This window comes from Algibacter luteus (assembly GCF_030344935.1).
GTDB classification, from domain to species: Bacteria; Bacteroidota; Bacteroidia; order Flavobacteriales; family Flavobacteriaceae; genus Arenitalea; species Arenitalea lutea.
Genome location: NZ_CP128313.1, coordinates 611,551 through 636,201, shown reverse-complemented (window position 1 = coordinate 636,201; position 24,651 = coordinate 611,551). Strand labels below are relative to the sequence as shown.

Here is a 24,651-nt window from a genome sequence, read left to right as displayed (position 1 = left end):
AAAATGAAAAAATTAATCATTCTACTTTTAAGCGTTTCAGTATTTGTAAGCTGTAAAAACGATTCTAAATCTGAAACACAAGAAACCCTTAATTCTTCAACAGAAGAAAATACAAAACCAAGTAACGGATTAATGCATTTAAAAGGTTCTTTTGTGTATTATGATGGTGCTGCAGTTTTACAAACAAAATCTGAGATTTATGGCGTTTTAATCACCGACAAATTGGAGGAACTTCAAAAACAAGTTGAAGAATATAAATCTGCACCAACCGATATGGTTAATGTTGAAATACGAGGTAAAGTTACAAATCAAAAAGACGAAAAAATTCTCTGGGAAAACAAGGTGGAAATATTAGAAATATTAGATGTTTCACCGGCTTCAACAGAAGAAAATAATGTTATTAAATTAGGAAGTGAATAGTATGTTAAAAATAGAAAACTTACACGCAAGTGTTGAAGATAAAAGCATTTTAAGAGGTGTAAACCTTGAAGTGAAACCTGGTGAAGTGCATGCCATTATGGGGCCAAACGGTTCTGGTAAAAGTACACTAGCGGCAGTTATTGCAGGAAGAGAAGATTACGAGGTCACCAAAGGAAGTATCACGTTTGAAGGCGAAGATATTGAAGAATTAGCTGCTGAAGAACGTGCACATAAAGGCGTGTTTTTATCCTTCCAATATCCTATTGAAATTCCTGGTGTTTCAGTAACCAACTTCATGAAAACTGCTATCAACGAAACTCGAAAAGCAAAAGGGTTAGAAGATATGCCTGCTAAAGACATGTTGAAATTAATCCGTGAGAAATCAGAGCTATTAGAAATTGATAGAAAATTTTTATCGCGTTCTTTAAACGAAGGGTTTTCAGGAGGAGAGAAAAAGCGAAATGAGATTTTCCAAATGGCAATGCTTGAACCTAAACTAGCTATTCTTGACGAAACAGATTCTGGTTTAGATATCGATGCGCTTCGTATTGTGGCTAACGGTGTAAACAAACTAAAAAGTAAAGATAATGCTGTAGTTGTTATTACACATTACCAACGCTTATTAGATTACATCATTCCAGACTTTGTACATGTTTTATACAACGGACGCATTGTAAAATCTGGTGGTAAAGAATTAGCGCACGAACTTGAGGAAAAAGGATACGACTGGATTAAAGAAGAAATAAACGCGTAAAAAATCAGTTAAAAAGTAAAAAGTTATAAAGTTTTAAAGTTGCTTCAAATTAACTTTTTACTTTCTAACTTTTAAACATTTCAACTCAAAAGAATGGATTTAAAAGAAAAATTAGTATCATCATTTCTAGCATTCGAAAATCGTGTGGATGTTGATGCCTACGTGCATGATGTTCGATCTGAAGCTATAAAAGTGTTTGAAGAAAAAGGCTTTCCTTCTAAAAAGGAAGAAGCTTGGAAATACACCTCATTAAATGCAATTTTAAAAGAAGATTACAGCGTATTCCCTAAACAAGAAAACACACTAGACTATAAGGATATTAAGCCCTATTTCATCCACGATATCGATTCTTATAAAATCATTTTTATCGACGGTAAATATTCATCGCATTTATCGCAAACCACGCACGATGGTTTAGATGTTTGCCTCATGTCGTCTGCTTTAAATAAACCAAAATACCAATTGGTTATTAAAAATTATTTCAATAAAATAGCCGAAAAAGACAGTTTAACTTCATTAAATACAGCATTTTCAAACGAAGGTGCCTACATTCATATTCCTAAAAACAAAATTGTAGAAAAACCAATTCAAATTCTACACTTTTCAACAGGAAACGAGTCGGCTACCATGTTACAGCCACGTAATTTAATAGTAGTTGAAGAGAATTCGCATGTGCAAATTATCGAGCGCCATCAAAGTTTAACAGACAATCCTGTTTTAACCAATAGCGTTACCGAGATTTTTACAAACAAACGTGCTATTGTAGATTATTACAAGATTCAAAACGATAGTAAAAAAGCCTCTTTAATAGATAATACATTTATCAAACAAAGGAGAGAAAGTATTGCATCGGTGCATACTTTTTCATTTGGTGGGAAATTAACGCGTAACAATCTAAACTTTTATCAAGAAGGCGAACGTATTGATTCTACGCTAAAAGGCATCACCATTATTGGCGATAAACAGCATGTAGACCACAATACTTTGGTACATCATATCGAGCCAAATTGCGAAAGCCATCAAGATTACAAAGGTATTTTTGACGATAATTCAACAGGCGTTTTTAACGGTAAAGTTGTTGTTGAAAAAGAAGCCCAAAAAACTAATGCATTTCAAGCAAACAACAACATTTTAATAAGCGATAAAGCCTCTATAAACACTAAACCACAACTCGAAATTTTTGCAGACGATGTAAAATGTTCTCACGGATGTACCATCGGGCAATTAGACGAAAGTGCTATGTTTTACATGCGTTCGCGCGGTATTCCAGAAAAAGAAGCCAAAGCACTTTTAATGTTTGCCTTTAGTAATAATGTATTAGAGTCTGTTAAAATTCCAGAAATAAAACAACGTATCACCAAAATTATCGCTAAAAAATTAGGCGTAAATATTGGGTTCGATTTATAATTAATTTATTTGAAGCTTAATCCCGCTATCCACTGTATCTTTTTTTATGTCACCCTAAGCGCAGTTCAAGCGTCAAACATAAAAAAAGGATGCCGTTTCTATCGGGGCTAGACCTATCAGCCATGTTTAATGTAGAAGACATAAGAAAAGATTTTCCCATTCTTTCTCGAAAAGTAAATGGCAAACCATTGGTGTATTTTGATAATGCTGCAACATCGCAAACCCCAAAACTAGTTATTGATGTTATTGTAGATTACTATTCAAATTACAATGCCAACATACATCGAGGTGTGCACACCTTAAGTCAAGAAGCAACAGATTTATACGAGCAATCACGTAAAAAAATACAAACCCATTTTAATGCTAAGTTTTTACACGAAATTATTTTTACTTCGGGTACAACACATAGTATTAATTTAGTAGCAAACGGATTCACATCGTTATTAAAAAAAGGAGACGAGATAATCGTTTCAGCGCTAGAACATCACAGTAATATTGTCCCTTGGCAAATGTTATGCGAGCGTACAGGTGCTACTTTAAAAGTTATTCCTATGAACCTTGAAGGGGAATTGGAAATTGAAGCTTACAACAACTTACTTTCAAAAAACACCAAGCTTGTTTTTGTAAACCACGTTTCAAACGCGTTAGGAACAGTAAATCCTATTGAACACATTATTGACGAAGCGCATAAAGTAGGTGCGGCTGTATTAATTGATGGCGCACAATCTTGTCCGCATATAAAACCCGATGTGCAAGCCTTAGACGCCGATTTCTACGTAACCTCAGCACACAAAGTATGTGGACCAACTGGTGTAGGCATGCTTTATGGAAAAGAATCATGGCTTAAAAAATTACCGCCATACCAAGGAGGTGGCGAAATGATTGCCGAAGTTACCTTCGAGAAAACAACTTACGCCGATTTACCACATAAATTTGAAGCAGGCACGCCTAACATCTGTGGAGGCATTGCCTTTGGAGCCGCTTTAGATTATATGAATGCTATTGGTTTCGATGCTATTGCAGCTTATGAAAACGAGTTACTAGAATATGGCACTGCGCAACTTTTAGCTATTGAAGGTTTAAAAATCTACGGCACATCAAAACATAAAACGTCCGTTATCTCATTTAATCTAGAAGGTATTCATCCATACGATGTAGGGACTATTCTGGACAAACTCGGAATTGCCGTAAGAACAGGTCACCATTGTGCACAACCTATTATGGATTTCTATAAAATTCCAGGAACAATTCGGGCTTCATTTTCATTTTACAATACAAAAGCAGAAATTGATGCCTTAGTTGAAGGTGTTAAGAAAGCTAAAATGATGCTTTCTTAAATTATCTGTCCTATCTTTTTTAATGTCATTTCAATAAATTTGAATAGTTCATTTTGTTAATTATATAACACGATGATGCATTTTGTCGAATAATTAACAAGTTTTTTGTCAATTTATTAGAAATAATGCAAAATAATTTTATCTTCAGCATCGACTAATTCAAAATAATTAATAAAAATGAAAAAAATTCTTTTAGGTATGGCTGCCATAGCCTTACTATTCACAGCTTGTGATGATGACAAAAATGAAATTATTGAGGACCAATCTGTAAAAGTCGACATGAGCGACTTTTTTGTTTACACAGACACTTCTGACGACCTCGTTTCAAAATCACTTAATAGTAAGAACAAGGTAAAAACATGTCATACCATGCATGTTTTAAACAAACAACTTGATGCGAATCCTGGTCTTGAAAAAAAGATGTATGACGTTGAGTATCACACAAGAAGTTTTATTGCTGCTAAAGGAAAACCAACTAAACCCGGAAATGGAAACGGCGGAGGCGGTGGCGGCGAAGAGCCAACACCAGATAACTTAGGCGTTATTAACATTCCTGTAAACGTTATTGTGGTTTACAGCAACTCCAATGAAAATATTAGTAATGCTCAAATAGCATCGCAAATTGCCGTTTTAAACGACGATTTCAGAAAAGCAAACAACGATGTAAATCAAGCACCTGCCGAATTCTCTGGTGTTGCTGCAGATAGCGAGATTACATTTACACTGGCGAATACTTTCAGACATGCTAGCTCAACAACCTCTTGGGGTACAAATAATGCAGTTAAGAGTGCTTATCCTCCGGTAAATCCAGAAACGCATTTAAACATTTGGGTGTGTAATATTGGTGGCGGAATTTTAGGTTATGCGCAATTCCCAGGTGGTAATTTATCTACTGATGGTGTAGTGTGTTCTCCGCAATACTTTGGTACTACAGGCTACGTTTCTGCACCGTTTGATAAAGGCAGAACCATGACACACGAAGTTGGGCACTATTTAAATTTACGTCATATCTGGGGAGATGGCAGGTGTAAGCGAGACGATTTTGTTTCTGACACACCGTCATCAGATGGACCAAATTATGGATGTCCGTCATATCCAACTGTTAATTGTCGATCAAACGATATGACAATGAATTACATGGATTATGTTGATGATGCTTGTATGTATATGTTCTCTGAAGGTCAGAAAGAAAGAATGCGTGCTATTTTTGCTCCTGGCGGTGCAAGAGAAAGCATGCTTCCATAAAAAATATTATATAAGATAATTAAAAAGACGCCTATTTTGGCGTCTTTTTTGTATTATTAAACTAAACTTAATGCATCTCATGAAAACTATATTCATCCTTTTATCCATACTCCTAGTAAACCAAGATTGCTCTACCCATTTAAATCAAGAACAAATGAGTGTAGTTTATAACGCAAGTAGTAGAGGTTCTTATTTTGAAGTTAAATTGGAAAATGATAGCGTTTCAATAAACAGACAAAGAGGAGGCACTCCAGAAATTAAATCATTCCCCGAATCATTAAAAGACAAACTATTTTTAGAAATTCATAAAATAGATGTAAAACAACTCGAGGATTTTGAACCACCATCTGAAAATCATCACTTTGATGGTGCGCAAATTGCCTATTTACAAATTATAAAAAACAATAAAACATATCAATCTAAAAACTTCGATCATAACAATCCGCCTAAAGAAATTGAAGCAATAGTTAAAGAAATCTTATCAATTGTCGAAAACATTGAATAGCAATAATTCTTATTGTATTTTTGCATTGAATTAGATGTTAGATTAAGCACTGTCGAAATCTTCTAGATATTAATCATGCAGATAAACTTAGGACAGAGTTTAAGATAACAAAACTAAAAAAGAACCTATGAGTATTGAAGAGATACAAAACGAAATTATAGACGAATTCTCAATGTTTGAAGATTGGGAAGAACGTTACCAATATATGATTGATTTAGGGAAAGATTTACCCTTAATTGACGACCAATACAAAACCGACAGCAATATTATAAAAGGTTGCCAAAGTAAAGTATGGGTGCATGCTGAAATGAAAGACGATAAAATACTATTTACAGCCGATAGTGATGCGATTATCACCAAAGGTATTATTGCTATTTTAATTCGTGCCTTTTCAAATCAGCATCCAAAAGATATTATTGATGCCGATACCGATTTTATTGATAAAATAGGCTTAAAAGAACATTTATCGCCAACCAGAGCTAATGGTTTGGTGAGTATGATAAAACAATTAAAAATGTATGCTATAGCATACCAAACACAACTTAATTAGTGAAGTTGTGAAGCGTTAAGTCGTAAAATGGTAAAACTACCCTTTCGGCTAAACAACAAACAACTAAACACATAAACAAAAAGTTATGAGTGAAACCATAGATACCGCCGCATTAGGCGAAAAAATAGTAAACGTACTTAAAACGATTTACGATCCAGAAATTCCTGTTGATATTTATGAATTAGGATTAATTTACGACGTATTTGTAAATGAAGATTACGACGTAAAAATTTTAATGACATTAACAACACCAAACTGCCCGGTGGCAGAAACTTTGCCTTTAGAGGTTGAGGAAAAAGTGAAATCGCTTAACGATGTTCGCGATGCAGAGGTTGAAATAACTTTCGATCCGCCGTGGACTCAAGATTTAATGAGTGAAGAAGCTAAGTTGGAATTGGGGATGCTGTAATTTAGTTTTCAGTCGCAATACTCAGTAATACAACGAAACAAAAAACAACTCAACAACTACATATTCTTGAAAGACGAAATTGTAAATCGCGTAGCGAATAGTAAACTAGTAACTATTGATCTTGAGGATTATTATCCTAAAGGGCAACGTATCCTGTTTGATATTAAAGATTGGCTGTATGAAGGTTTTGTGCTTCGTGAAAAAGATTTTAGAGCGCAAGTTTCAGAATTTGATTGGAACCAATACGAAGGTAGTTATGTTGCTTTAACCTGCAGCAGTGATGCTATAATTCCAGGTTGGGCTTACATGCTTCTCAGTATTCAATTGGAGTCGATTGCCAAAAAAGTTGTTATTGGAGATTTAGAACAACTAGAAACCTCCATTTATCAAGACATTATAAATAACCTCGATGTTTCTGCCTATGCAGATAAACCCATCATCATAAAAGGTTGCGCTAACAAACCCGTACCTCAAAATGCCTACATCATGCTTTCTAACAAGCTAAAACCTCTTGCTAAGTCCATTATGTATGGCGAAGCATGCTCTTCTGTACCTCTTTTTAAGAAGAAATAAATTTAATGTGACCAAACTTTGTTAATTGCGTCTAAACATTATATTTGCACAAATTTTTAACAAAAATTAAATTATGAAAAAATTATTTTTCGCATTATTATGTATTAGTGTTGTATCATTAAACGCACAAACAAAAGAAGAATTACAAGCTCAAAAAGCTGAAAAACAAGCTATAGCAGATGCTGCACAAGGTGAAGCTAATGCACTACAAGCTCAAATTGATGCGCTTCCAGGATGGAGAAAAGGTGCATTTGGTACTATTGGTGGTAGCTTATCAAACTTCAACAACTGGTATTCTCAAGGCGCACCTAACAATGCTTCTGGAAACATTGGTATTACTGTTAACGCTTTTGCAAACTTAATTGAAGACAAGTTTTTCTGGAGAAACAGCTTAACTTCCAATTTAAACTGGGTAAAATTAGACAATAAGGATAACCCTGCTGACGACGACAGTTTTAACCCAACTACTGATGTTTTTAATATTTCATCTTTATACGGAAGAAATATTGCTAAAAACTTGGCAGTTTCTGGTTTAGCAGAATACAGAACAACCCTTTTAGATAACTTTAACGACCCAGGTTATTTAGATGTTGGTGTTGGTGCGACTTGGACACCAATTGCCAATTTAATCGTGGTGGTACACCCATTAAACTACAACTTTGTTTTTGCTGATGGAGATTCAGTTTTCGAATCGTCTTTAGGTGCTAAAATAGTTGCAGATTATACGAGACAAATTGGAGCAGTAAACTTTAAAACAAACCTATCGGCTTTCCAAAGTTACAAGTCTGGAGATTATTCAAACTGGACATGGTCTAACTCGTTTGGCTACACCCTATGGAAAATGATTGGTGTAGGTTTTGATTTTGGTTTAAGAAGCAACAAACAAGAGGCTTTAAACTACTCTATCAATACCTTAGGTAATACGGGCGAAACTTTTGATAGCGTTGATAACGACCTACAATCTTACTATACGTTTGGTTTGAGCTACAAGTTCTAATCCAAAACATTTATAAACTTATAAAAAGTGCTTCCTTTTGGGAAGCACTTTTTTTTGGATAAGGTGAAATGATTAAGTTTGATTTTGTGAGAAAAAAATTATAAATTCGTTTGAATTCTGATATAAAACATCGGTTTCATATCATGAAAATTAGGCATCAGATACTCACAAAACCTAAATAACAATGAAAAATTATATTTCAATTATATCCATACTCTTATTATTTCTTTCTCCTAATATTTATTCGCAGAATTTTAATAAGGTTCTAAAAAAGCCAAATCAAGGAGATGTATTTTGTTATAATAATGAGACCAAAGAATGGACAAAAATAGATTCTGAATTATATAAAATAAAAAAAGAAGGCAAACTTGAAAGTCTTCAGTATAAATTAAAAAATTTGAATTATGATGTTGATATTACAAATTGTATTGATAAAAAAACAATTGAAGCCTTTGAAGCTGAATAAATAAGACTCAAAAACGAAAAAAAAATCAATCGGAAATCGGAGCGGTTAAAACAAAAAGCAAAACGGAAGAAAAGACAAATAAATAAAGAAACATAGAATACTAATGCCTAACTCCGAATAAAATTATTTGTTAATCTACGCATATACAAAGCCGTTAAACAAACCCTCCAAAAGAACTTCAAACTAAGAACTAAAATAACCCACCGCAAACAGGTGCGTTAGGGATTGCCGCGGTAGCTTTTGGCGAGGCGTGCATCGAGCCAAAACTTTTAGCAGAAAGCCCGACCCTGTTTAGGGTAACGCCCAACTTCTCGATACATCTCGAATTAAATTGTAGACACTGGAAGTGACATTACTTCATGTCTTCGTAATTGTAATCGGGGTACAAAAAATGGTTGTAAGGGAAGCGGGTAATATGAATGTCGCGAACCTCGTCGTAAACTCGTTTTTTAAAGTCTTCTAGGTTTTGTTTGTTGAGCGCCGAAATAAAGAGGGCGTTGTTGCCTAACTTACTCATCCATGTGCTTTTCCATTCTTCTAGCGAGTAGTGCTTTTCGGTACGCTCGGTTTCTAAATCGTCGGCTTCTAAGGGTTCTGCTTCGTAGGCATCAATTTTGTTGAAAACCATTATGGTTGGCTTATCGCCACTATCTATTTCGCCTAAAATTTTCTCAACAGAGGCTATGTGCTCTTCGAAATTAGGATGTGAAATATCAACAACGTGCAACAACAAATCGGCTTCTCGAACCTCATCTAGAGTGCTTTTAAAACTATCTACCAATTGTGTTGGCAGCTTTCTAATAAACCCTACGGTATCGCTTAATAAAAATGGTAGGTTTTGAATGACTACTTTTCTAACGGTGGTATCGAGCGTTGCGAACAGTTTATTTTCGGCAAACACATCGCTTTTACTTATCACATTCATTAGGGTAGATTTACCCACATTTGTATACCCAACCAGCGCCACACGCACCATTTTACCGCGGTTACCGCGTTGCACCGCCATTTGTTTATCTATGGTTTTGATGCGCTCTTTTAACAATGATATTTTATCTCTTACAATACGTCTATCTGTTTCAATTTCGGTTTCACCGGGTCCGCGCATTCCAATACCCCCTTTTTGACGCTCAAGGTGAGTCCACATACCTCTTAAACGAGGCAGTAAATATTCGCATTGTGCCAGTTCTACTTGTGTTCTGGCATAACTGGTTTGTGCGCGTTGCGCGAAAATATCGAGAATTAAATTGGTTCGGTCTAATATTTTAATACCCAGTATTTTACTAATATTACGCTCTTGTGCTGCCGATAATTCGTCATCAAAAATAGCGGTAGTAATATCGTTTTCTTCAACAAAAACACGTACTTGCTCCATTTTCCCGCTACCAATAAAGGTTTTAGGATCTGGTCTGTCCATTTTTTGGGTGAAACGTTTTACGGCATAACCTCCAGCGGTGAAGGTTAAAAACTCCAGCTCGTCTAAATACTCCTTGAGTTTAGTTTCGTCTTGGTCTTGAGTTATAATACCGATTAAAACTGCCCTTTCGAGGCTTACATCTTTCTTTTCTATCATGCTACAAAGTTACATAATTGCCGTGGTTTTATTTTTAATATTTTTAAACCTATTTTTGACCTATGACAGAATCTTTTGAAGACATTCCCGTTCGCCACGACATGCAAACTGTGGCTTTTTATAATATTGAGAATTTATTCGATTTAAAAAATGATGAATTAACCAATGATGCCGATTTTTTACCGACTTCGGTTAAAAAATGGACACCCAAACGATTGGATAATAAACTGCGGAAAATAGGGTATGCGATTTCTAATATTGGACGAAGAGAAACTGGGAAACATCCCGCTATTGTTGGTTTAGCAGAGGTTGAAAATGATAGTGTTATTAAAGAATTGATTGCCTCTAAACATTTGGCAGATTGCAATTATGATTTGGTGCACTTTGATTCTTTAGATGAACGTGGAATTGATGTAGGCTTAATTTACGACACAACGGTTTTTAAGGTTTTACATGCTGAACCATTTACCATAGCATTAACAGATGAAGATGGCACTCCTGACTATACACGCGATGTTTTATTGGTTTCTGGAATTTTAGATAGTGAAAAAGTGCATGTGATTGTGAATCATTGGTCGTCTAGAAGAGAGGGCCAAAAGGAAACGGAATTTAAACGGTTGGCATCCTCTGAAAAAGTAAGCGATATCATTAGCTCTTTAAGGCTTGAAGATGAACATGCCAAAATTATTGTAATTGGCGATTTTAACGACAATCCTAACAATGACAGTATAAAACGCTTGGTTGATGGTTATGATTTATTTAACCCGATGGAAACGCTACGTTCGTTTAATCGAGGTACCGTAAAACATAAACGCCAGTGGTTTATTTTTGATCAGGTACTTATTTCTACGAACTTCTTTAAAAGCACTCAAGAGGGTTTTGAGTTTTTCAAGGCTAATATTTTTGATGAAGATTTTTTAAAGCTATTTAAGGGCCCTTTTAAAGGTTCTCCGTTTAGAACTTACGTAGGCAAAAAGTACAAAGGTGGTTACAGCGACCACTTTCCAGTTTATGCTATTTTTAAAAAGTAATTAAGTTGCTTGATAGAGTACATAGGTTAACCCCAAAATAACTACGGGCAGTAACCATAGCAACCAAATATTGTAATAAAGTTTTCTGTTTTTAAGCACTTTGGCGTTTAAAACTTTACGCTTTTTACCACTGTATTGTATCCAATTTTTAAAATAGAGGAAGATAACGACTAAACCAAATAAGGTCCATGCTTTAACTGAAGTCATGGTTTGCACATGCATTTGCTTAAAAAAACCAGCAAAAAACACGCCTAATAACAAAAGCAAACTACTTTGCAGAAGTGTTAAATAGAAGGTTGCAATACTATTGGCTTTTTTACTTTTTTTAGATTTATAATACTGAAAAAAGTGAAAAAATAAGGCGTCAAATGTGCTCATATATAAAAATATTGGCGCAAATGTAGCCCTAAAGTTTTACTATTCCACATAATCAATACGAATCTCGTCTAATTCGTAAATACCGTCAAAAGTATCTTGTCCGCTTCCAGTGTATTTAAAGGCAATGTGAATGGTTCCTGAAAGGCAAGATAAATCTACATTCCCTGAATTAAACCAAGGCGCAAAAGAATCTGAATCTTTTACCACATAAGCGTCTGATAATATGCTCCAAGTTGCAGAAGTGATATTGGCTTCGGTACCATCCCAATCTAAAGAAAATAACACTTCCATATAGCTGCTATCTGCTAAACTGTTGGAGGTTTTAAAGTTTAAGGTTTCACCATCTTGGGCATCTAAATCTATGGCTGGTGTAATTAACCATCCAATATTACTTTCATCGCCCGAACTTGCCGATTGAAATCTTGCCGATCTACCTAATGACGCATTTGAAGATGTAGATGAATAGCCTTCCCAAGCCTGAGTGCCTGTTTCCATAAAATTGGTCCAACCATCAATTTCAACGGGTCTATTGTTTCTTTGAGACTCAAAATCTTCATAAAGTAAATTCCCTGAACCAATTGTTGAAGCAATACCACAGCTAAACTCTGAAGGGTCGCAACGCTCATTACTTTCAAAATTAATATCAGCAGAGGTGTTTAACAAAAGGACGTTAAAATCATCTCGAAAATCGCGACTAAATATTCCTGTTACGGTACCTTGACCTTGTGGTACAATTAAAGTTTTAAAATCTGAAAATGTACTGGTTTGCATAATGATTTGAATACCAGAATCGCAACTTTCAAGCAATCGTAAACCATCAAATTCGTCGTATGATTCGCTTGCAAAAGTTGCTCCCATTTCGAATCGGTTCAATTGCATGTTGTTTAACTGTACTAATGTGTTTTCGTCATTTTCAGACAACTCAGCTATTCCTGATACTTTAGGTGATATCTCCACAACCTCATTGGTTCGTATTACGATGTCTTTATATTCTGCAGGTTGAATTTGTTCCACATTGGCCGCATCGCCTTTGCCAATAGTTACCACACCACTTGTTTCTCCAACCGTTAATCCTTGGAGCTTAACATATACTTTTTGCCCAATTTGATAGGTATCAGATAAACTACTTACATTAATATCTATTTTTAAGCCCAATCTTGGGTCTGCATCAGGATTGCTATCGTCTGTTTTGTTTTGAATTATTAACTCTTCGAAAAAATTGCCCGCTTTGTCTGATGATATCACATAGCCTTCAATATAAACATCGTCATTTATAATTGCTGTTGAATTTCCAGCATTAACAGCTTGCTCATAAAGCGACTTTACGGCTTTAAAGGTAACTAATTGATTACTTGGAATATTGGGGTCTTCAGATGAAATATCAGGTGTTCCAAAATCATCATCTTGCACACATGCCGTCATGATGAATAGTATCAAAATGAAGCCAAAAGCCGATTTGTTGATGTTAAATTTCATAATCTATATTTTAGTTTCCAAAGTGGTTTCAACAGTGCGCCACCATGCATTGGAATATTTTAAAATCTATAATTCACATTTAAAAAATAAGTTGCCCCTCTTCCATACCAATATTTCGAACCAAATACTGGAGTATCTAGAGCTTTATCATTTCTTAATTCTCTAAAATTGGCGTTTCTTCCTTGCTCGAAACCACCAGTTTTAAAGGCTTTATCTAAGAGATTATTCACACTTGCAAATACGCTAATGTATTTACTTCCTATTTTCCATGATTTTCCCCCAACTAAATTCACAACCAAATAATCATCAAAACGTTCTTGTTTTAGTAATTCTCTTGCTAAAACTTCATCGTAATCATTAAACACATTACCATCAAAATCTGTTGTAAAATTTGAGGAACGTGTTAGCGGACTGATATCAATATAGGTATTCGTGAAAAAATTGGCCGTAGCGCCAAACCACCAAAACTCTGGGTCGCGATATTCAAACCCAACAGAGTAGGCTCGATGTGGTCCCGCGGCGATTTTGTAATCTTTTAATTTGGATTGGCCAAAATCTTTAAATCCGTTTACGAATCCAGCTTCAACCGATTCATCGTCGGCCTCGGTAGTTAGGTATAAATTAGGGTTGTTGGCATAAGTATATTGACCTAACGAGGCCACACCTTTTAATTTTATGGTTGGTGTTACTTGGGCTTCAATTCCCAATTCTACAACCATATGTTGTTTATCCACGCCTTGTAAAATCTCTTGAACAAAAGCCACATTATCGCCTCCAATACCATCAGCGAAGAAAAAAGAAATCTCATTCGCATCTTCAATTTTAGTGTAGTAACCTGTAAGTTTCGCTTTAATTATTGGTGAACGAAAAATATAACTCACATCTGTAGAAAGTATTTTTTCTTCCGTAATGTTTGGAACAATGTTATGGTTTTCTCTTGAATTGGAATACGTGTTTCTTAAAGACGGTGCCTTAGAAATAAAACCACCATTAGCCACCAACAAATGCTTTCCTGAAAGTTTGTAGGTTATGCCACCTTTGGCGCCAAAACCTGTAAAATTCAATGTTTCGCCTTTTCCTAAAGATGTATCTGGGAAAGCTCCATTTTGATAAAATCCTTCTCGTTGATATTGGGTTTGGGACACGCTTCCAGACACATAATAATCAAACTTATTATATGTAAATTGAGCTTGTGCATAGGCAGTTAACACATTAGCAAAAAGGTTGTAGTTGTATTTGAATTTATCTCCTTCTCCAACTAATCGGTTTGGGTTTTGCAAATCGTTCTGCGCTTCATCAATATCTGTTGCAAACTGGTCGATATCGAGGTAAGTTTCGGCTCCAAATAAATCTAATACGTGTGCAAAATTTTCAGATTTTAACCGTTGAAAATTCACTGAAGCATTAAAAACTGTATTATCATTTAACTCTGCATTTAAAATGGTGTTGAATGTTAACTGAGAGTCATCAACACGATCTTCATACAAGGCATAAATGGCGTTACCTCCAGCTCGTGCGTTTGAAATATTGGCAAGGTATAGGGCGTTCCAATCTATCTGCCCATTGTTTTGAAAATCTTTTAAAGCGGTATAAGCAAACTCTAAATCGTCCGGAAAATTACGCTCGAAATAACTTGGTAGTTTTTGATAATAGGTTGGGCTTGGGTTGGCGCCACCACCTTCAGGAAACCCGTTTACCAAATCGGTTCCATTATTATCTAAACGGCTATTGCCTAATTTTCCAAATTGATAAGCGATATTGGTATTTAAGGTTGTTTTTGAAGATACATCCCAATAATGATTTAGCATAAAAAGTGGCTCTTCAACTTCTTTAATTCTTGAATTACGCTTTTTACCATCTTGCGAACCCCAATATTCATTGTATTTAATATCTTTTAAATCGTAAACTTCTTGTGTATTTGGTGAAGACTTTCCTCTGCGGTTTGGAGCATAAATCCCTGTGAAATTTAAACTGTGCTTTTCATTAAGCTTTTTTTCAACTGATAAGAAAAACGAATTGGCATCGTAAATAGTAGCATCTTGGTATCCCTCATTTCCCCAACGTCTTCCTAAAGAAATAACATAAGCCCAATTATTTTTTAAAAGACCAGAGGCATAAGTTGCCATTAATCGGTTGGTATAACTCCTGTTAGAAGACGAATAAGTAATGCGACCGCCCGATCTCGCTTTTGATGCTCTAACATTAATATTGGTTGTTCCTAATACACCACCAAAATTATAACTTGAAGGCGATAATCCTGATGTGAGTTCCTGGTTTCGCATCACATCATTTAAACCACCCCAATTGCTCCATTGTGGTCTGCCGCTATAGAGTTTATTCATGGAAATGCCGTTAATAAGTACAGAACCGTTTTCAGAATCTAACCCGTGTAATCTGAAAAAAGATTGACTAAACTCAAAGGCTGCAGTTCTTTGAAAAACATCTAATGAAGAAGACAGTAATCCTGTAATATTATCGGAAGCAGTGGCATCATTATCCAATTCATCGTCAGAAAGTGTTATGGTAAATAAATCTTGACTTTGAGATAAATCGCGTTCCATAATCATATCAGAGATATCTACTATTTCGCCTTCATTTACAACTATTGGAAAGCGTTTTATAATATATCCGCTTTTAGAAATCTTTAATATTTGCTCTCCTAAAGGTACATTAGCAGAAAAACTAAATTCACCTTGAACATCGGTAAGTGTTTTGAAATCTGTGTCTTCTAAAGCAACTTCAACATTTAAAATAGGCTGAAACGATGTGGCGTCCTTCACACTTCCTTTTATTAAAGTTTGTTGTGAGTGAAGTGAAATTGAAAAAATTCCGAATAAAAAAATGAGGGTTATTTTATTCATAATTATCTTTAAGACACCAATAATAAGAAAAAGTAACTATTTAATACTAAAATTATTACAACAATAACAGTAAATTTGGCTTAGTATTTGTATAAATAACTACCATAATTACACAGATTTCATGAATTTATTTAAATTCTTAAGTACAGTTTTATTTTTGAGTTTCATTGTTACCGTTAGAGCTCAGGATAAAAAATATAAAATACACACCATTGCTTTCTACAACTTAGAAAATTTGTTCGATACCATCAACGACCCGCTTAAGTTTGATGAATACAGTCCGATAATGGAATTAAAATCGAACCGCGACGAAGCTTATAGGCAAAAAATAAGTAATATGGCACGTGTTATTGCCGAAATCGGAAAGGATGTAACCAAGAACACACCGGCAATTTTAGGCATTTGCGAAATAGAGAATAAGAATGTTTTAGAAGACCTTGTGAATGACCCTCATTTATTAGATAAAGATTACGGCATAATACATTATGATTCCCCAGATGCTAGAGGTATTGATGTCGCCCTATTATACCAAAAAAACATTTTTGCGCCAATTAGCTCAAGCATCCATGAGTTAAAAATTTATGATGACGAAAGTCAAGAGCGCATTACTACACGAGACCAACTTTTGGTTAGCGGAAAGCTTGAAGATGACTTGATTCATTTTCTTGTAAATCATTGGCCTTCAAGACGAGGTGGTGAAGCTAGAAGCAGACCCAAACGGGTAGCGGCAGCAAAATTAAATAAACGTATTATTGATTCTCTTCAAACCGATGACCCATATGCCAAAGTAATTATTATGGGTGATTTTAACGACGACCCCATAAACTCAAGCTTTAAAGATGTTTTAAAAACCACAAGAAAACGAAAGAAAGTAGGTTTTAAAGGCTTGTATAATCCGTTTGAAAATTTTCATAAAGATGGTTTAGGCACAACTGCATATCGTGATAATTGGAGCTTATTCGACCAAATTATCATATCAAAACCTTTACTTGAAAAAGACTATTCATCATTTAGATACTATAAAGCCGGTATCTTTAATAAAAACTATCTAATCCATTCTAAAGGAAAATATAAAGGTTACCCCTTTAGAAGTTGGAGTGATGGTAGTTTTAGCAATGGTTATAGCGACCATTTTCCGGTTTATATGTATGTTATAAAAGAAGTTCAGTAAAAAAAGACCCGATAAATTTAAAATTCTAACAGGTCTGAATTTAGTTTTAACTACTTCCTAAGACAACCAAGCATCCCAAGGAATTCTTGATAATAATAACACCAATGCTATCGTATAAAAAATAGCTATAGTTTTAAGTTTTGGTGCAGAAGTCAATTTCTTTTTATGTTTTGAATACCCAATGGTAATTAGTGCCACAACAGCAATATTTACTATTGGATGCTCTACAAGATATAATCTATTTACAGCATCTTTCATCACGCCGCCCATACCTAATTCGCTAAAAACAGCAAATCGAGGTGAAACAAAATAGAGAACAATACCAATAAGTAACTGGATATGAGAAACGATTAATGTGAATAAAGCAATTCTGAAATCTTTGGCGCTATATTCTTTTCCTCCAACAGATTTAACAATGGCATTTACCACTGCTATTATTAAAATTATTAGCACTAAATAGGCCCAATAAGAATGTAAGTTTAGTATAGCTTCGTACATGATATTATGTTTTAACGAATCAAAAATAATGATTTTAATCTTAAAAAAACCGCTTCTTTGTTGGAAGCGGTTTTTCTAATTCCATTTTTATTTATTACCATCTGTTTTCAGCATTATTACCTCCCCAAACTAAAGTAACCAAATAAGGATTATCAATAAAAGGATTTCTGTTGCCTTGAGCCGCATAAATAACATTGTTTCGTTGCTCTTCAAAGGCAGAAACAGGGTCTTCAATATTCCACTGCAAAAACAATTCTAAAGTTCCAACCTTGGAAATGGTTTCACCATATCTAATATTTAGGTAAAGTACCATTCTTGCAACATCGCCTTTCCACTCGTCACCCGGAAACCAGGTTTCTCCTATTAATTTATAAGTACCACTACCCGCTGCAAAAGGATAGTTAAGTCTATCACTATTTACATTTGCATCACATGATCTTAAATGATGTAAGTCTGTCACAGCATCAGTCGATGCTAACAAAGATTGAGGAAAAACATGCTCTGTATTGAAGGTTTGTGGCGAATATGGATTCGTTCCAGAGGTGTATTCTTGCCAGTATCGACTTTCACTTGAATACATTAAAATAACATTATCAGAATTACTTAAATCGGCATCAGCGTTATACAGGTAAGTATGTCTTTGTCCGTAAGACAAAATAGTAGTGTGCTTCGTTTTAGTAAGGTCTTCTAATTCAGAAAACATTAAATCAGAGTCATTGGCAAACACAACATTATTATAGTAATCTTGTAATTCTGAAGGAATATTAAAGCTTAAAGGGGCAATGACAGTAATAGTTACCGTAGCTGATGAGCACGAAGGATTTGGTGTATCATCATCACAAATGGAATAAGAGAATGAATCTTCGCCTAAAAAGTCGTTTGGTGGTGTATACGTTACTGTTTTATCACTATTTAAAACCACAGTACCCAGCGTTCCTGTATTATCAACAGAAGTTAAAACCGCTTCATCTATAATATCATCGTTTTCTAGAAGCCTATTTAAAATGGTTGAAGAGTTTTGTACGACGTTGAGAGCATCCGCGTTTGCAACCGGATTACCTTCATCTGTCACCATTATTGTCACAGTAGCCGTTGAACAGTTTTGAGGTGTATCATCATCGCAAAGCGTGTATGTAAACGTGTCACTCCCTATAAAACCAGGTTTAGGCGTGTACAAGTAAAATAACCTTTCGTCTGAAACTGTTCCACCGTTAGACGTAGAAGTATCGAATGTAGTTATTCTGGCATTATCAACAACGGTATCATTATTCAATAAAGTACTTAATTCTAAAGGCGTGTCTTCTATGGTTGTTGCCGAATCATTAACAGCAATCGGAACGCCATCATCTGTAGGTTCTTCTTTTGGCGGCGAATCATCACTTCCCGAACTACTACAACTACAAATAAATACTAAGCTGAATATTAATAAAATATTTTTCATAACAGATTAAAGGTATCAAATTTTGAGGAAAAAAAACCACCTCGTTTGAGGTGGTTTTTAAATATTATCATACTATGTTATTGGTATACCCAAACACCATCGGTTTTAATAACGCTTTTTGTTTCGTTAGTTGTAGAACCGTTATAGATTACATAGGTAAGCACATATTTTTGTCCTTCTTCTGCACCTGGATTTTTATTATCTAAAAGTGCATTAAATGCTTCTAAAAGCATATCATCTGTCCAGTAATTTGAACTACTTGGTCGTCTATCAAAACTTCCAAAGAATCCAACATTATCTGCAGGACCAGGATAAGTTGTAATAAATGCATTTGAAATAAATGCAACATCATCGCCAGTAAATGTATATTTTATAGTATTATCTGGAACCCATGTTGTTCCATCATGACCAAATTGAATGGTAGTTGATAAAACATCGCTGTACTCAGACCACGCACTACCGTCAAAAATAAAATATTTTACATAGCTATAAGTAGTTCTATCATCAGTACGACCATCGCCATCAATATCATCAACATCAGTTACAAACAACTTATACATTGTTGCAACAATATCACCAGCTTCTGTGGTTTCATACTTAAATTTATCTTTTAAAAATACAGGTATTTTCGCAATCGCTTCATCTTCATTAGAAAAATTAGGGAAACCTTCTCCCATTTCTGAATATTCATCGTCAGTAAATCCTAATATGAATTCCCAAGCACCATTTATGTATAAAAACCCGTTGTTATATTCATTAGTACTACCATCATAGTAATCATATGTTAATGATACCAACACTCTATCTGCAGGATCAGGATATTTATACTCTAAAAATTCATATAGTTCAGATTCTCTATCAAAATTTCCAAAAGTATGACCTAAGGCAGCATAATCGTCAGAAGACACTGTATATCTTATGATACTTTTTTCTTCTCTTTTTGGTGAGTAAATCTTGAATGTAATTAATGCTGAAGAACCTAATCCCCAAACAGGAAATTTATCCGCTAACAGACCTGGAATTAATGTTTTAGCTTCATCTTCTGAATCAAAATTACCAAAAGATTTATCTAAATCATCATAATCTTCATCTGTTAATTCGTAATTAACGTCGCCAACAATTGGACTCTCTATGGCGTCTATATCTTCATAGATATCATCTAAAGGATTACAACCTGTAAAGGTTAATCCTAAAATCATTAAGTAAAAAATTATTTTTTTCATTTTCAAAGTTTTTTAAAAATTAAGTTTTGCCCCTACACTAAATGTTCTTCCATATCCGTAATAAACCAAAGCTGTATTTGTTGTAGATCCAGAACCATCTTGTGCATCAGAAATATATTCTGTATCAAATACATTATTCATTCTAGCTGTTAAACTTGCATCAAAAGAACCAAACTTAAATCCATGAGTCATTGCTAAATCAAATAAACCGTAATCAGGCATTTTCCATGCATCAGGTGCTCCTGCTACGCCTCTATCACTAGGATCGAAATCCGCATAGATATCTGCATAGAAATTATAATCAACAATAAATCTTGTTTCTGGAGCAAATTTATAATTTAGTCCTAAAGCAGCAGTAGTCTGAGCGGCATCTGCTACGTGTAAGTCTTTAATATATAAATCAACCGTTTCCACTACATTTTGATCTTCATCAAGTATATCAACATCTGTTACATTGCTATCCCATCTCCAGTCTCCTAATGATGCCATACCAGTAATATCTAATTTATCAGATGCTCTGAAGATAAAATCTAATTCAATTCCTTGATGAATCGCATTTACACCTAAAATATTTGCAACGGCTCTAGTTCCATCTGGTTGTTGAAATGTTGCAGTTTCTGTTCTATCATTCCATCTAGTATGATAAAGGTTTAAATTAGCAGATAATTTATCTCCTCTGAATCCATAACCTAGTTCAAAACTTGATATTTTTTGGTTTGGCGCGTCTGCATTAATATTATCATTACTAAAGTTTAAAAATACAGCATCAAAACCTGGAGCCTTCTCAAAGTAACCAAGGTTTGCAAACACATTATGATTCGTGTCAATTCTATAGTTAGCACCACCTTTAGCACTAAACCCAAAGAAATTATAACGATCTGTTTCTTGTAATGGATCTGAATCTAAATAATTGAAATAGTCAATTCTTTTATATGATGTATTAGATGCTGCTAGTGATATAAAGGTATTAAAATTTTCGTTTACATCATACTCTAACTGAGCGAATGCTCCAGTCCAGCCTACTAATCCATCATTGTAATAATCTCTTTTATCACCTACTTGAAGAGCCGCATTTGGATTGTTTACGTTTCCATCATCCAATGCATATTGTGCTCCTAATAAGTCTGTAACTTCAGAGAAGTGTATTCCTTTATAGTTTCTGTAATCTAAACCAGCTAATAAAACTAAATCGTCTGATAAGTTTGTTTTTAAAGTAGACAGTACACCATACCAGTTGTGGTCGTTTCTAGAAGCTCTTAAATACGTTTCGGCACCATTTGCTCCTGCTGCCACATTTTCGTCAACTATTTTATCGAAATCAATTGGTCCAAATGTTCCAATTCTATAATCTCCTTGGCCTGTACTAGAATCAAATCCAAACTTGTAAGTTCCGGCAGTTCCGCCTCCACCACCAGATCCGAAAGATGCGTAAGCTGATGTATTGATTGACGTATTATCATTTAAATTCCAATAGTGGTTTAAAGATATTTGTGGTTTATGATAAAAGTTATCTTCTTGGTGTGTTACTTGACCATTTTTATAACCCCAATCGGCATTAAATTTTCTACCTCTATCACTATTTCTATAAGTTTCAATTAATTGTCTGTTTTGTCTTTGTCCGTGACGTTGTTTTGCACCAAAAGCAGAGAACGATAACTTATGAGAATCATTAATTTCTTTTGAAATATTTACAAAATAGGATAAGCCTGTAAACTCAGTACCATCAACATAACCATCTCCTACTGTTTTTGCAGCAGAAACTGTTGCAGCAAAACCGTTATCCATTAATCCTGTAGAATAAGTTAAACCATATTTAAAATAACCATCGTTAGCTACCGATGTAATTACATTTCCGCCTTCTTCAACGTCTGTAGTTTTAGTTACAATATTAATTGTTCCACCAATAGAAGGTACTGCAATTTTAGCAGCTCCTAACCCTCTTTGTACTTGCATTTGGCTTGTTACATCGCCAAGACCAGCCCAGTTAGACCAGAAAACTCGACCATTTTCCATATCGTTTACTGGAATACCGTTAATCATTACCGCAACGTTTTCAGAGTTAAATCCACGAAGGTTAATTCTACCGTCACCATAACCACCACCAGCTTTGGTAGCATATACACCAGGTGTTGATTTTAAAATCTCTGGAAATTCTTGAGTTCCTAATTTAAGTTCAATGTCGGCAGACTTTACAGTAGAAACTGCAACTGGTGTCTTTCTATCTACTGCAACCGATGCAATAATTTGAATTTCTTCTAAACCAACTTGACTAGATGTTAGAACAACACTTCCTAAGCTCATATCGCCTGAAAAAGAAATGGTTTTAGAATTATATCCTATATAAGATATTACAATGTCTCCAGAAGAAGATTTCGTTTTAATAGTGAAATTTCCATCAAAATCTGAAGTTACACCATTTGTTGTACCCTTCTCAATAACATTTGCTCCCGGAAGTGGAATATTAGTTCCTGCTTCAACAACTGTACCCGAGATTGTACTTTGTGCCATAACTACTGCTGAAAATAGCAATGCTACAGTAAACATTAAAAAATGCGTAGTTTTTTTCATAATTAATTATTTGAAATTAGTCGCGTCAAAAATACATAATTTAAGGCATATAACATTATTTAAATGTTAAGACTTTTAACACCTATTATTAACAAAAAAACGTCGATATTCACAATATCGACGCTTTTGTTAAAAGAATGATAAGTTTTTAGGAATTTTCTTTATAAAAATTTAACAGATTTTGTGTTGACGAATCATGATTGTTAACTACACTATTATTAAATTCTTGTAAAATTTTACTAGCTAATTGCTTACCTAATTCTACACCAAATTGATCGTAGCTAAAAATGTTCCAAATAATACCTTGAACAAATATTTTATGTTCGTACATCGCTATTAATTTACCTAAACTTTCTGGAGTTAGTTTATTAATAAAAATGGTATTAGTTGGTTTATTTCCTTGGAAAATCTTAAAAGGAATAATATCTTCTTTTGTACCCTCTGCAACAACTTCTGCTTTTGTTTTACCATTTAACAAAGCTTCAGTTTGAGCTAAAAAGTTTGAAGTTAATTTGTCTTGATGGTCTTGGTTGCCGTGTAAGGATTTGGTAAATCCAATAAAGTCGGCTGGAATTAACTTCGTACCTTGATGTATTAATTGAAAAAAAGCATGCTGCGAATTCGTTCCAGGCTCTCCCCATATTAAGGTTCCTGTTTCATAATCAATAGGATTGCCGTTTCTATCAATACTTTTACCATTACTTTCCATAATACCTTGTTGCAGGTATGTTGCAAATTGATTTAAATACTGAGAGTAGCCAATAACTGCCTCACTTTCTGCCTTAAAGAAATTGTTATACCAAATACTAATAAGCGCTAAAACTACCGGAATATTACTCGAAAATTCTTCGTTTTTGAAATGCTCATCCATTTTGTTGGCACCTATCAAAAGATTATCAAAGTTATTATAACCAACAGCTAAACTAATAGATAAACCAACGGCACTCCATAATGAAAAACGACCACCAACCCAGTCCCACATCGGGAAAATGTTCTTAGGGTTAATACCAAAATTCTTTACAGACTCTATATTTGTTGAAACTGCAACAAAGTGTTTCGCTATATCAGATTCACTAGCATGTTTTAAAAACCATGCCTTTAAAGTGTTAGCATTCGATAAGGTTTCTTGTGTTGTAAACGTTTTGGATACCACAACAAACAATGTAGTTTCAGGGTTTAGCTTTTTAATGACTTCATTTACATGATCCCCATCCACATTACTCACAAAATGTGTAGTTAATTGGTTTTTGTAAAATTGTAAGGCTTCAACCACCATAGCGGGACCAAGATCTGAACCACCAATACCAATATTCACAATATCTGTAAACGCTTTACCTGTATAGCCTTTTAAATTGCCCGATACCACCTCATTGGTGAAGGCTTCAATTTTTCGTTTTACCTTATAAACTTCGGGCATAACATTCTCGCCATCAACCTTAACGCTGTAAGATTCAGGTGCTCTTAATGCGGTATGCAATACTGCTCTTCCTTCTGTTTTGTTTATAATTTCACCAGAAAACTGACTTTCAATTGCATCTTTTAGCTTCACATCTTCAGCTAATTCAAGCAAATATTTAAAGGTTTCTTCTGTGATTCTGTTCTTGGAAAAATCCACATAAAAATCATCCCATTTAATGGTGAATTTATTTGCTCTATCGCCATCTTTTGCAAACAAATCTTTCATATGAAGATCTTTGACATCATTAAAATGTGCATCTAGTTTTTTCCAAGATGGGGTTGTGGTTGGGTTTATATTTGGTAAAGCCATGAA

22 protein-coding genes are annotated in these 24,651 nt (G+C 34.6%); 13 read left to right on the top strand and 9 right to left on the bottom strand.

From position 1 onward, the window contains the following. Positions 1-3: 3 nt before the first annotated feature. The 11 genes from O5O44_RS02640 to O5O44_RS02590 all read left to right on the top strand — a co-directional run bounded on the left by O5O44_RS02640 (position 4) and on the right by O5O44_RS02590 (position 8,663). A complete protein-coding gene (locus tag O5O44_RS02640) occupies positions 4-420 on the top strand; it encodes a hypothetical protein (RefSeq protein ID WP_019385972.1) in 417 nt (138 codons plus the stop codon). Position 421: 1 nt separating this feature from the next. Next, positions 422-1,174, top strand: a complete 753-nt coding sequence (gene sufC / locus O5O44_RS02635) for a Fe-S cluster assembly ATPase SufC (protein ID WP_019385971.1) — start codon at positions 422-424, stop codon at positions 1,172-1,174. A 93-nt stretch (positions 1,175-1,267) separates the two neighbouring features. After that, on the top strand, positions 1,268-2,581 hold the full coding sequence (gene sufD, locus O5O44_RS02630; RefSeq protein WP_019385970.1) for a Fe-S cluster assembly protein SufD: 1,314 nt from the start codon (positions 1,268-1,270) through the stop codon (positions 2,579-2,581). Positions 2,582-2,703: 122 nt separating this feature from the next. Continuing rightward, positions 2,704-3,918 carry an aminotransferase class V-fold PLP-dependent enzyme gene (locus O5O44_RS02625; protein ID WP_289196462.1) on the top strand — a complete coding sequence of 405 codons (1,215 nt, stop codon included), beginning with the start codon at positions 2,704-2,706 and terminating at the stop codon, positions 3,916-3,918. Positions 3,919-4,095: 177 nt separating this feature from the next. Next, positions 4,096-5,163, top strand: a complete 1,068-nt coding sequence (locus O5O44_RS02620; protein WP_289195624.1) for a zinc metalloprotease — start codon at positions 4,096-4,098, stop codon at positions 5,161-5,163. A gap of 79 nt (positions 5,164-5,242) precedes the next feature. Then, the gene (locus tag O5O44_RS02615; protein WP_019385967.1) at positions 5,243-5,668 is read left to right on the top strand and encodes a hypothetical protein; all 426 of its coding nucleotides are present in this window, start codon (positions 5,243-5,245) and stop codon (positions 5,666-5,668) included. Positions 5,669-5,795: 127 nt separating this feature from the next. Then, the gene (locus tag O5O44_RS02610) at positions 5,796-6,218 is read left to right on the top strand and encodes a SufE family protein (protein WP_289195623.1); all 423 of its coding nucleotides are present in this window, start codon (positions 5,796-5,798) and stop codon (positions 6,216-6,218) included. Positions 6,219-6,303: 85 nt separating this feature from the next. Further along, the gene (locus O5O44_RS02605) at positions 6,304-6,627 is read left to right on the top strand and encodes a DUF59 domain-containing protein (protein ID WP_019385965.1); all 324 of its coding nucleotides are present in this window, start codon (positions 6,304-6,306) and stop codon (positions 6,625-6,627) included. Positions 6,628-6,693: 66 nt separating this feature from the next. Further along, positions 6,694-7,200: a DUF2480 family protein gene (locus O5O44_RS02600; protein ID WP_289195622.1), complete on the top strand. Its 507-nt coding sequence runs from the start codon at positions 6,694-6,696 to the stop codon at positions 7,198-7,200. Between the two features lie 73 nt (positions 7,201-7,273). Further along, a complete protein-coding gene (locus tag O5O44_RS02595; RefSeq protein ID WP_289195621.1) occupies positions 7,274-8,197 on the top strand; it encodes a DUF3078 domain-containing protein in 924 nt (307 codons plus the stop codon). Between the two features lie 184 nt (positions 8,198-8,381). Continuing rightward, complete coding sequence (locus O5O44_RS02590; RefSeq protein ID WP_289195620.1) at positions 8,382-8,663, top strand: hypothetical protein; 282 nt, start codon at positions 8,382-8,384, stop codon at positions 8,661-8,663. A gap of 352 nt (positions 8,664-9,015) precedes the next feature. Here O5O44_RS02590 and hflX read toward each other — a convergent pair whose 3' ends face one another. Next, a complete protein-coding gene (gene hflX / locus O5O44_RS02585) occupies positions 9,016-10,233 on the bottom strand; it encodes a GTPase HflX (protein WP_019385961.1) in 1,218 nt (405 codons plus the stop codon). A gap of 62 nt (positions 10,234-10,295) precedes the next feature. On the opposite strand from hflX, the gene O5O44_RS02580 reads away from it, so the two are divergent. Further along, positions 10,296-11,264 carry an endonuclease/exonuclease/phosphatase family protein gene (locus tag O5O44_RS02580; RefSeq protein ID WP_289195619.1) on the top strand — a complete coding sequence of 323 codons (969 nt, stop codon included), beginning with the start codon at positions 10,296-10,298 and terminating at the stop codon, positions 11,262-11,264. On the opposite strand, the gene O5O44_RS02575 is transcribed toward O5O44_RS02580, so the two are convergent. The 3 genes from O5O44_RS02575 to O5O44_RS02565 are packed head-to-tail and all read right to left on the bottom strand — an operon-like array spanning position 11,265 to position 15,979. Next, on the bottom strand, positions 11,265-11,642 hold the full coding sequence (locus O5O44_RS02575; protein ID WP_289195618.1) for a hypothetical protein: 378 nt from the start codon (positions 11,640-11,642) through the stop codon (positions 11,265-11,267). It abuts the gene before it with no gap. Between the two features lie 39 nt (positions 11,643-11,681). Beyond that, entirely contained in the window at positions 11,682-13,118 is a 1,437-nt protein-coding gene (locus O5O44_RS02570) for a DUF5689 domain-containing protein (protein WP_289195617.1), read from the bottom strand. A gap of 59 nt (positions 13,119-13,177) precedes the next feature. Further along, the gene (locus tag O5O44_RS02565; protein WP_289195616.1) at positions 13,178-15,979 is read right to left on the bottom strand and encodes a TonB-dependent receptor; all 2,802 of its coding nucleotides are present in this window, start codon (positions 15,977-15,979) and stop codon (positions 13,178-13,180) included. Between the two features lie 121 nt (positions 15,980-16,100). Between O5O44_RS02565 and O5O44_RS02560 the strand changes: the two genes are divergently transcribed. Beyond that, on the top strand, positions 16,101-17,150 hold the full coding sequence (locus tag O5O44_RS02560) for an endonuclease/exonuclease/phosphatase family protein (RefSeq protein ID WP_289195615.1): 1,050 nt from the start codon (positions 16,101-16,103) through the stop codon (positions 17,148-17,150). A gap of 57 nt (positions 17,151-17,207) precedes the next feature. Here the strand turns inward: O5O44_RS02560 and O5O44_RS02555 are convergent, their stop codons facing one another. From O5O44_RS02555 to pgi, 5 genes are all read right to left on the bottom strand, one after another. Next, a complete protein-coding gene (locus tag O5O44_RS02555; RefSeq protein WP_019385955.1) occupies positions 17,208-17,648 on the bottom strand; it encodes a hypothetical protein in 441 nt (146 codons plus the stop codon). A 94-nt stretch (positions 17,649-17,742) separates the two neighbouring features. Then, positions 17,743-19,089, bottom strand: a complete 1,347-nt coding sequence (locus O5O44_RS02550; RefSeq protein ID WP_289195614.1) for an endonuclease — start codon at positions 19,087-19,089, stop codon at positions 17,743-17,745. Between the two features lie 77 nt (positions 19,090-19,166). After that, on the bottom strand, positions 19,167-20,312 hold the full coding sequence (locus O5O44_RS02545) for a hypothetical protein (protein ID WP_019385953.1): 1,146 nt from the start codon (positions 20,310-20,312) through the stop codon (positions 19,167-19,169). 12 nt (positions 20,313-20,324) lie between these two features. Then, positions 20,325-22,880 (bottom strand): TonB-dependent receptor, encoded by a 2,556-nt coding sequence (locus tag O5O44_RS02540; RefSeq protein ID WP_289195613.1) that lies wholly within the window; start codon positions 22,878-22,880, stop codon positions 20,325-20,327. A 148-nt stretch (positions 22,881-23,028) separates the two neighbouring features. Next, positions 23,029-24,648: a glucose-6-phosphate isomerase gene (pgi, locus tag O5O44_RS02535; protein WP_289195612.1), complete on the bottom strand. Its 1,620-nt coding sequence runs from the start codon at positions 24,646-24,648 to the stop codon at positions 23,029-23,031. Positions 24,649-24,651: the final 3 nt, after the last annotated feature.

Bases quoted from the DNA above. Each gene is read 5' to 3' on its own strand.
- O5O44_RS02595 (WP_289195621.1), top strand. From the start codon at position 7,274: ATGAAAAAATTATTTTTCGCATTATTATGTATTAGTGTTGTATCATTA.
- O5O44_RS02610 (WP_289195623.1), top strand. From the start codon at position 5,796: ATGAGTATTGAAGAGATACAAAACGAAATTATAGACGAATTCTCAATG.
- O5O44_RS02625 (WP_289196462.1), top strand. From the start codon at position 2,704: ATGTTTAATGTAGAAGACATAAGAAAAGATTTTCCCATTCTTTCTCGA.
- sufD (WP_019385970.1), top strand. From the start codon at position 1,268: ATGGATTTAAAAGAAAAATTAGTATCATCATTTCTAGCATTCGAAAAT.
- O5O44_RS02575 (WP_289195618.1), bottom strand. From the start codon at position 11,642: ATGAGCACATTTGACGCCTTATTTTTTCACTTTTTTCAGTATTATAAA.
- O5O44_RS02590 (WP_289195620.1), top strand. From the start codon at position 8,382: ATGAAAAATTATATTTCAATTATATCCATACTCTTATTATTTCTTTCT.
- O5O44_RS02555 (WP_019385955.1), bottom strand. From the start codon at position 17,648: ATGTACGAAGCTATACTAAACTTACATTCTTATTGGGCCTATTTAGTG.
- hflX (WP_019385961.1), bottom strand. From the start codon at position 10,233: ATGATAGAAAAGAAAGATGTAAGCCTCGAAAGGGCAGTTTTAATCGGT.
- sufC (WP_019385971.1), top strand. From the start codon at position 422: ATGTTAAAAATAGAAAACTTACACGCAAGTGTTGAAGATAAAAGCATT.
- O5O44_RS02570 (WP_289195617.1), bottom strand. From the start codon at position 13,118: ATGAAATTTAACATCAACAAATCGGCTTTTGGCTTCATTTTGATACTA.
- O5O44_RS02545 (WP_019385953.1), bottom strand. From the start codon at position 20,312: ATGAAAAAAATAATTTTTTACTTAATGATTTTAGGATTAACCTTTACA.
- O5O44_RS02620 (WP_289195624.1), top strand. From the start codon at position 4,096: ATGAAAAAAATTCTTTTAGGTATGGCTGCCATAGCCTTACTATTCACA.
- O5O44_RS02560 (WP_289195615.1), top strand. From the start codon at position 16,101: ATGAATTTATTTAAATTCTTAAGTACAGTTTTATTTTTGAGTTTCATT.
- O5O44_RS02540 (WP_289195613.1), bottom strand. From the start codon at position 22,880: ATGAAAAAAACTACGCATTTTTTAATGTTTACTGTAGCATTGCTATTT.
- O5O44_RS02550 (WP_289195614.1), bottom strand. From the start codon at position 19,089: ATGAAAAATATTTTATTAATATTCAGCTTAGTATTTATTTGTAGTTGT.
- pgi (WP_289195612.1), bottom strand. From the start codon at position 24,648: ATGGCTTTACCAAATATAAACCCAACCACAACCCCATCTTGGAAAAAA.
- O5O44_RS02615 (WP_019385967.1), top strand. From the start codon at position 5,243: ATGAAAACTATATTCATCCTTTTATCCATACTCCTAGTAAACCAAGAT.
- O5O44_RS02565 (WP_289195616.1), bottom strand. From the start codon at position 15,979: ATGAATAAAATAACCCTCATTTTTTTATTCGGAATTTTTTCAATTTCA.
- O5O44_RS02640 (WP_019385972.1), top strand. From the start codon at position 4: ATGAAAAAATTAATCATTCTACTTTTAAGCGTTTCAGTATTTGTAAGC.
- O5O44_RS02580 (WP_289195619.1), top strand. From the start codon at position 10,296: ATGACAGAATCTTTTGAAGACATTCCCGTTCGCCACGACATGCAAACT.
- O5O44_RS02605 (WP_019385965.1), top strand. From the start codon at position 6,304: ATGAGTGAAACCATAGATACCGCCGCATTAGGCGAAAAAATAGTAAAC.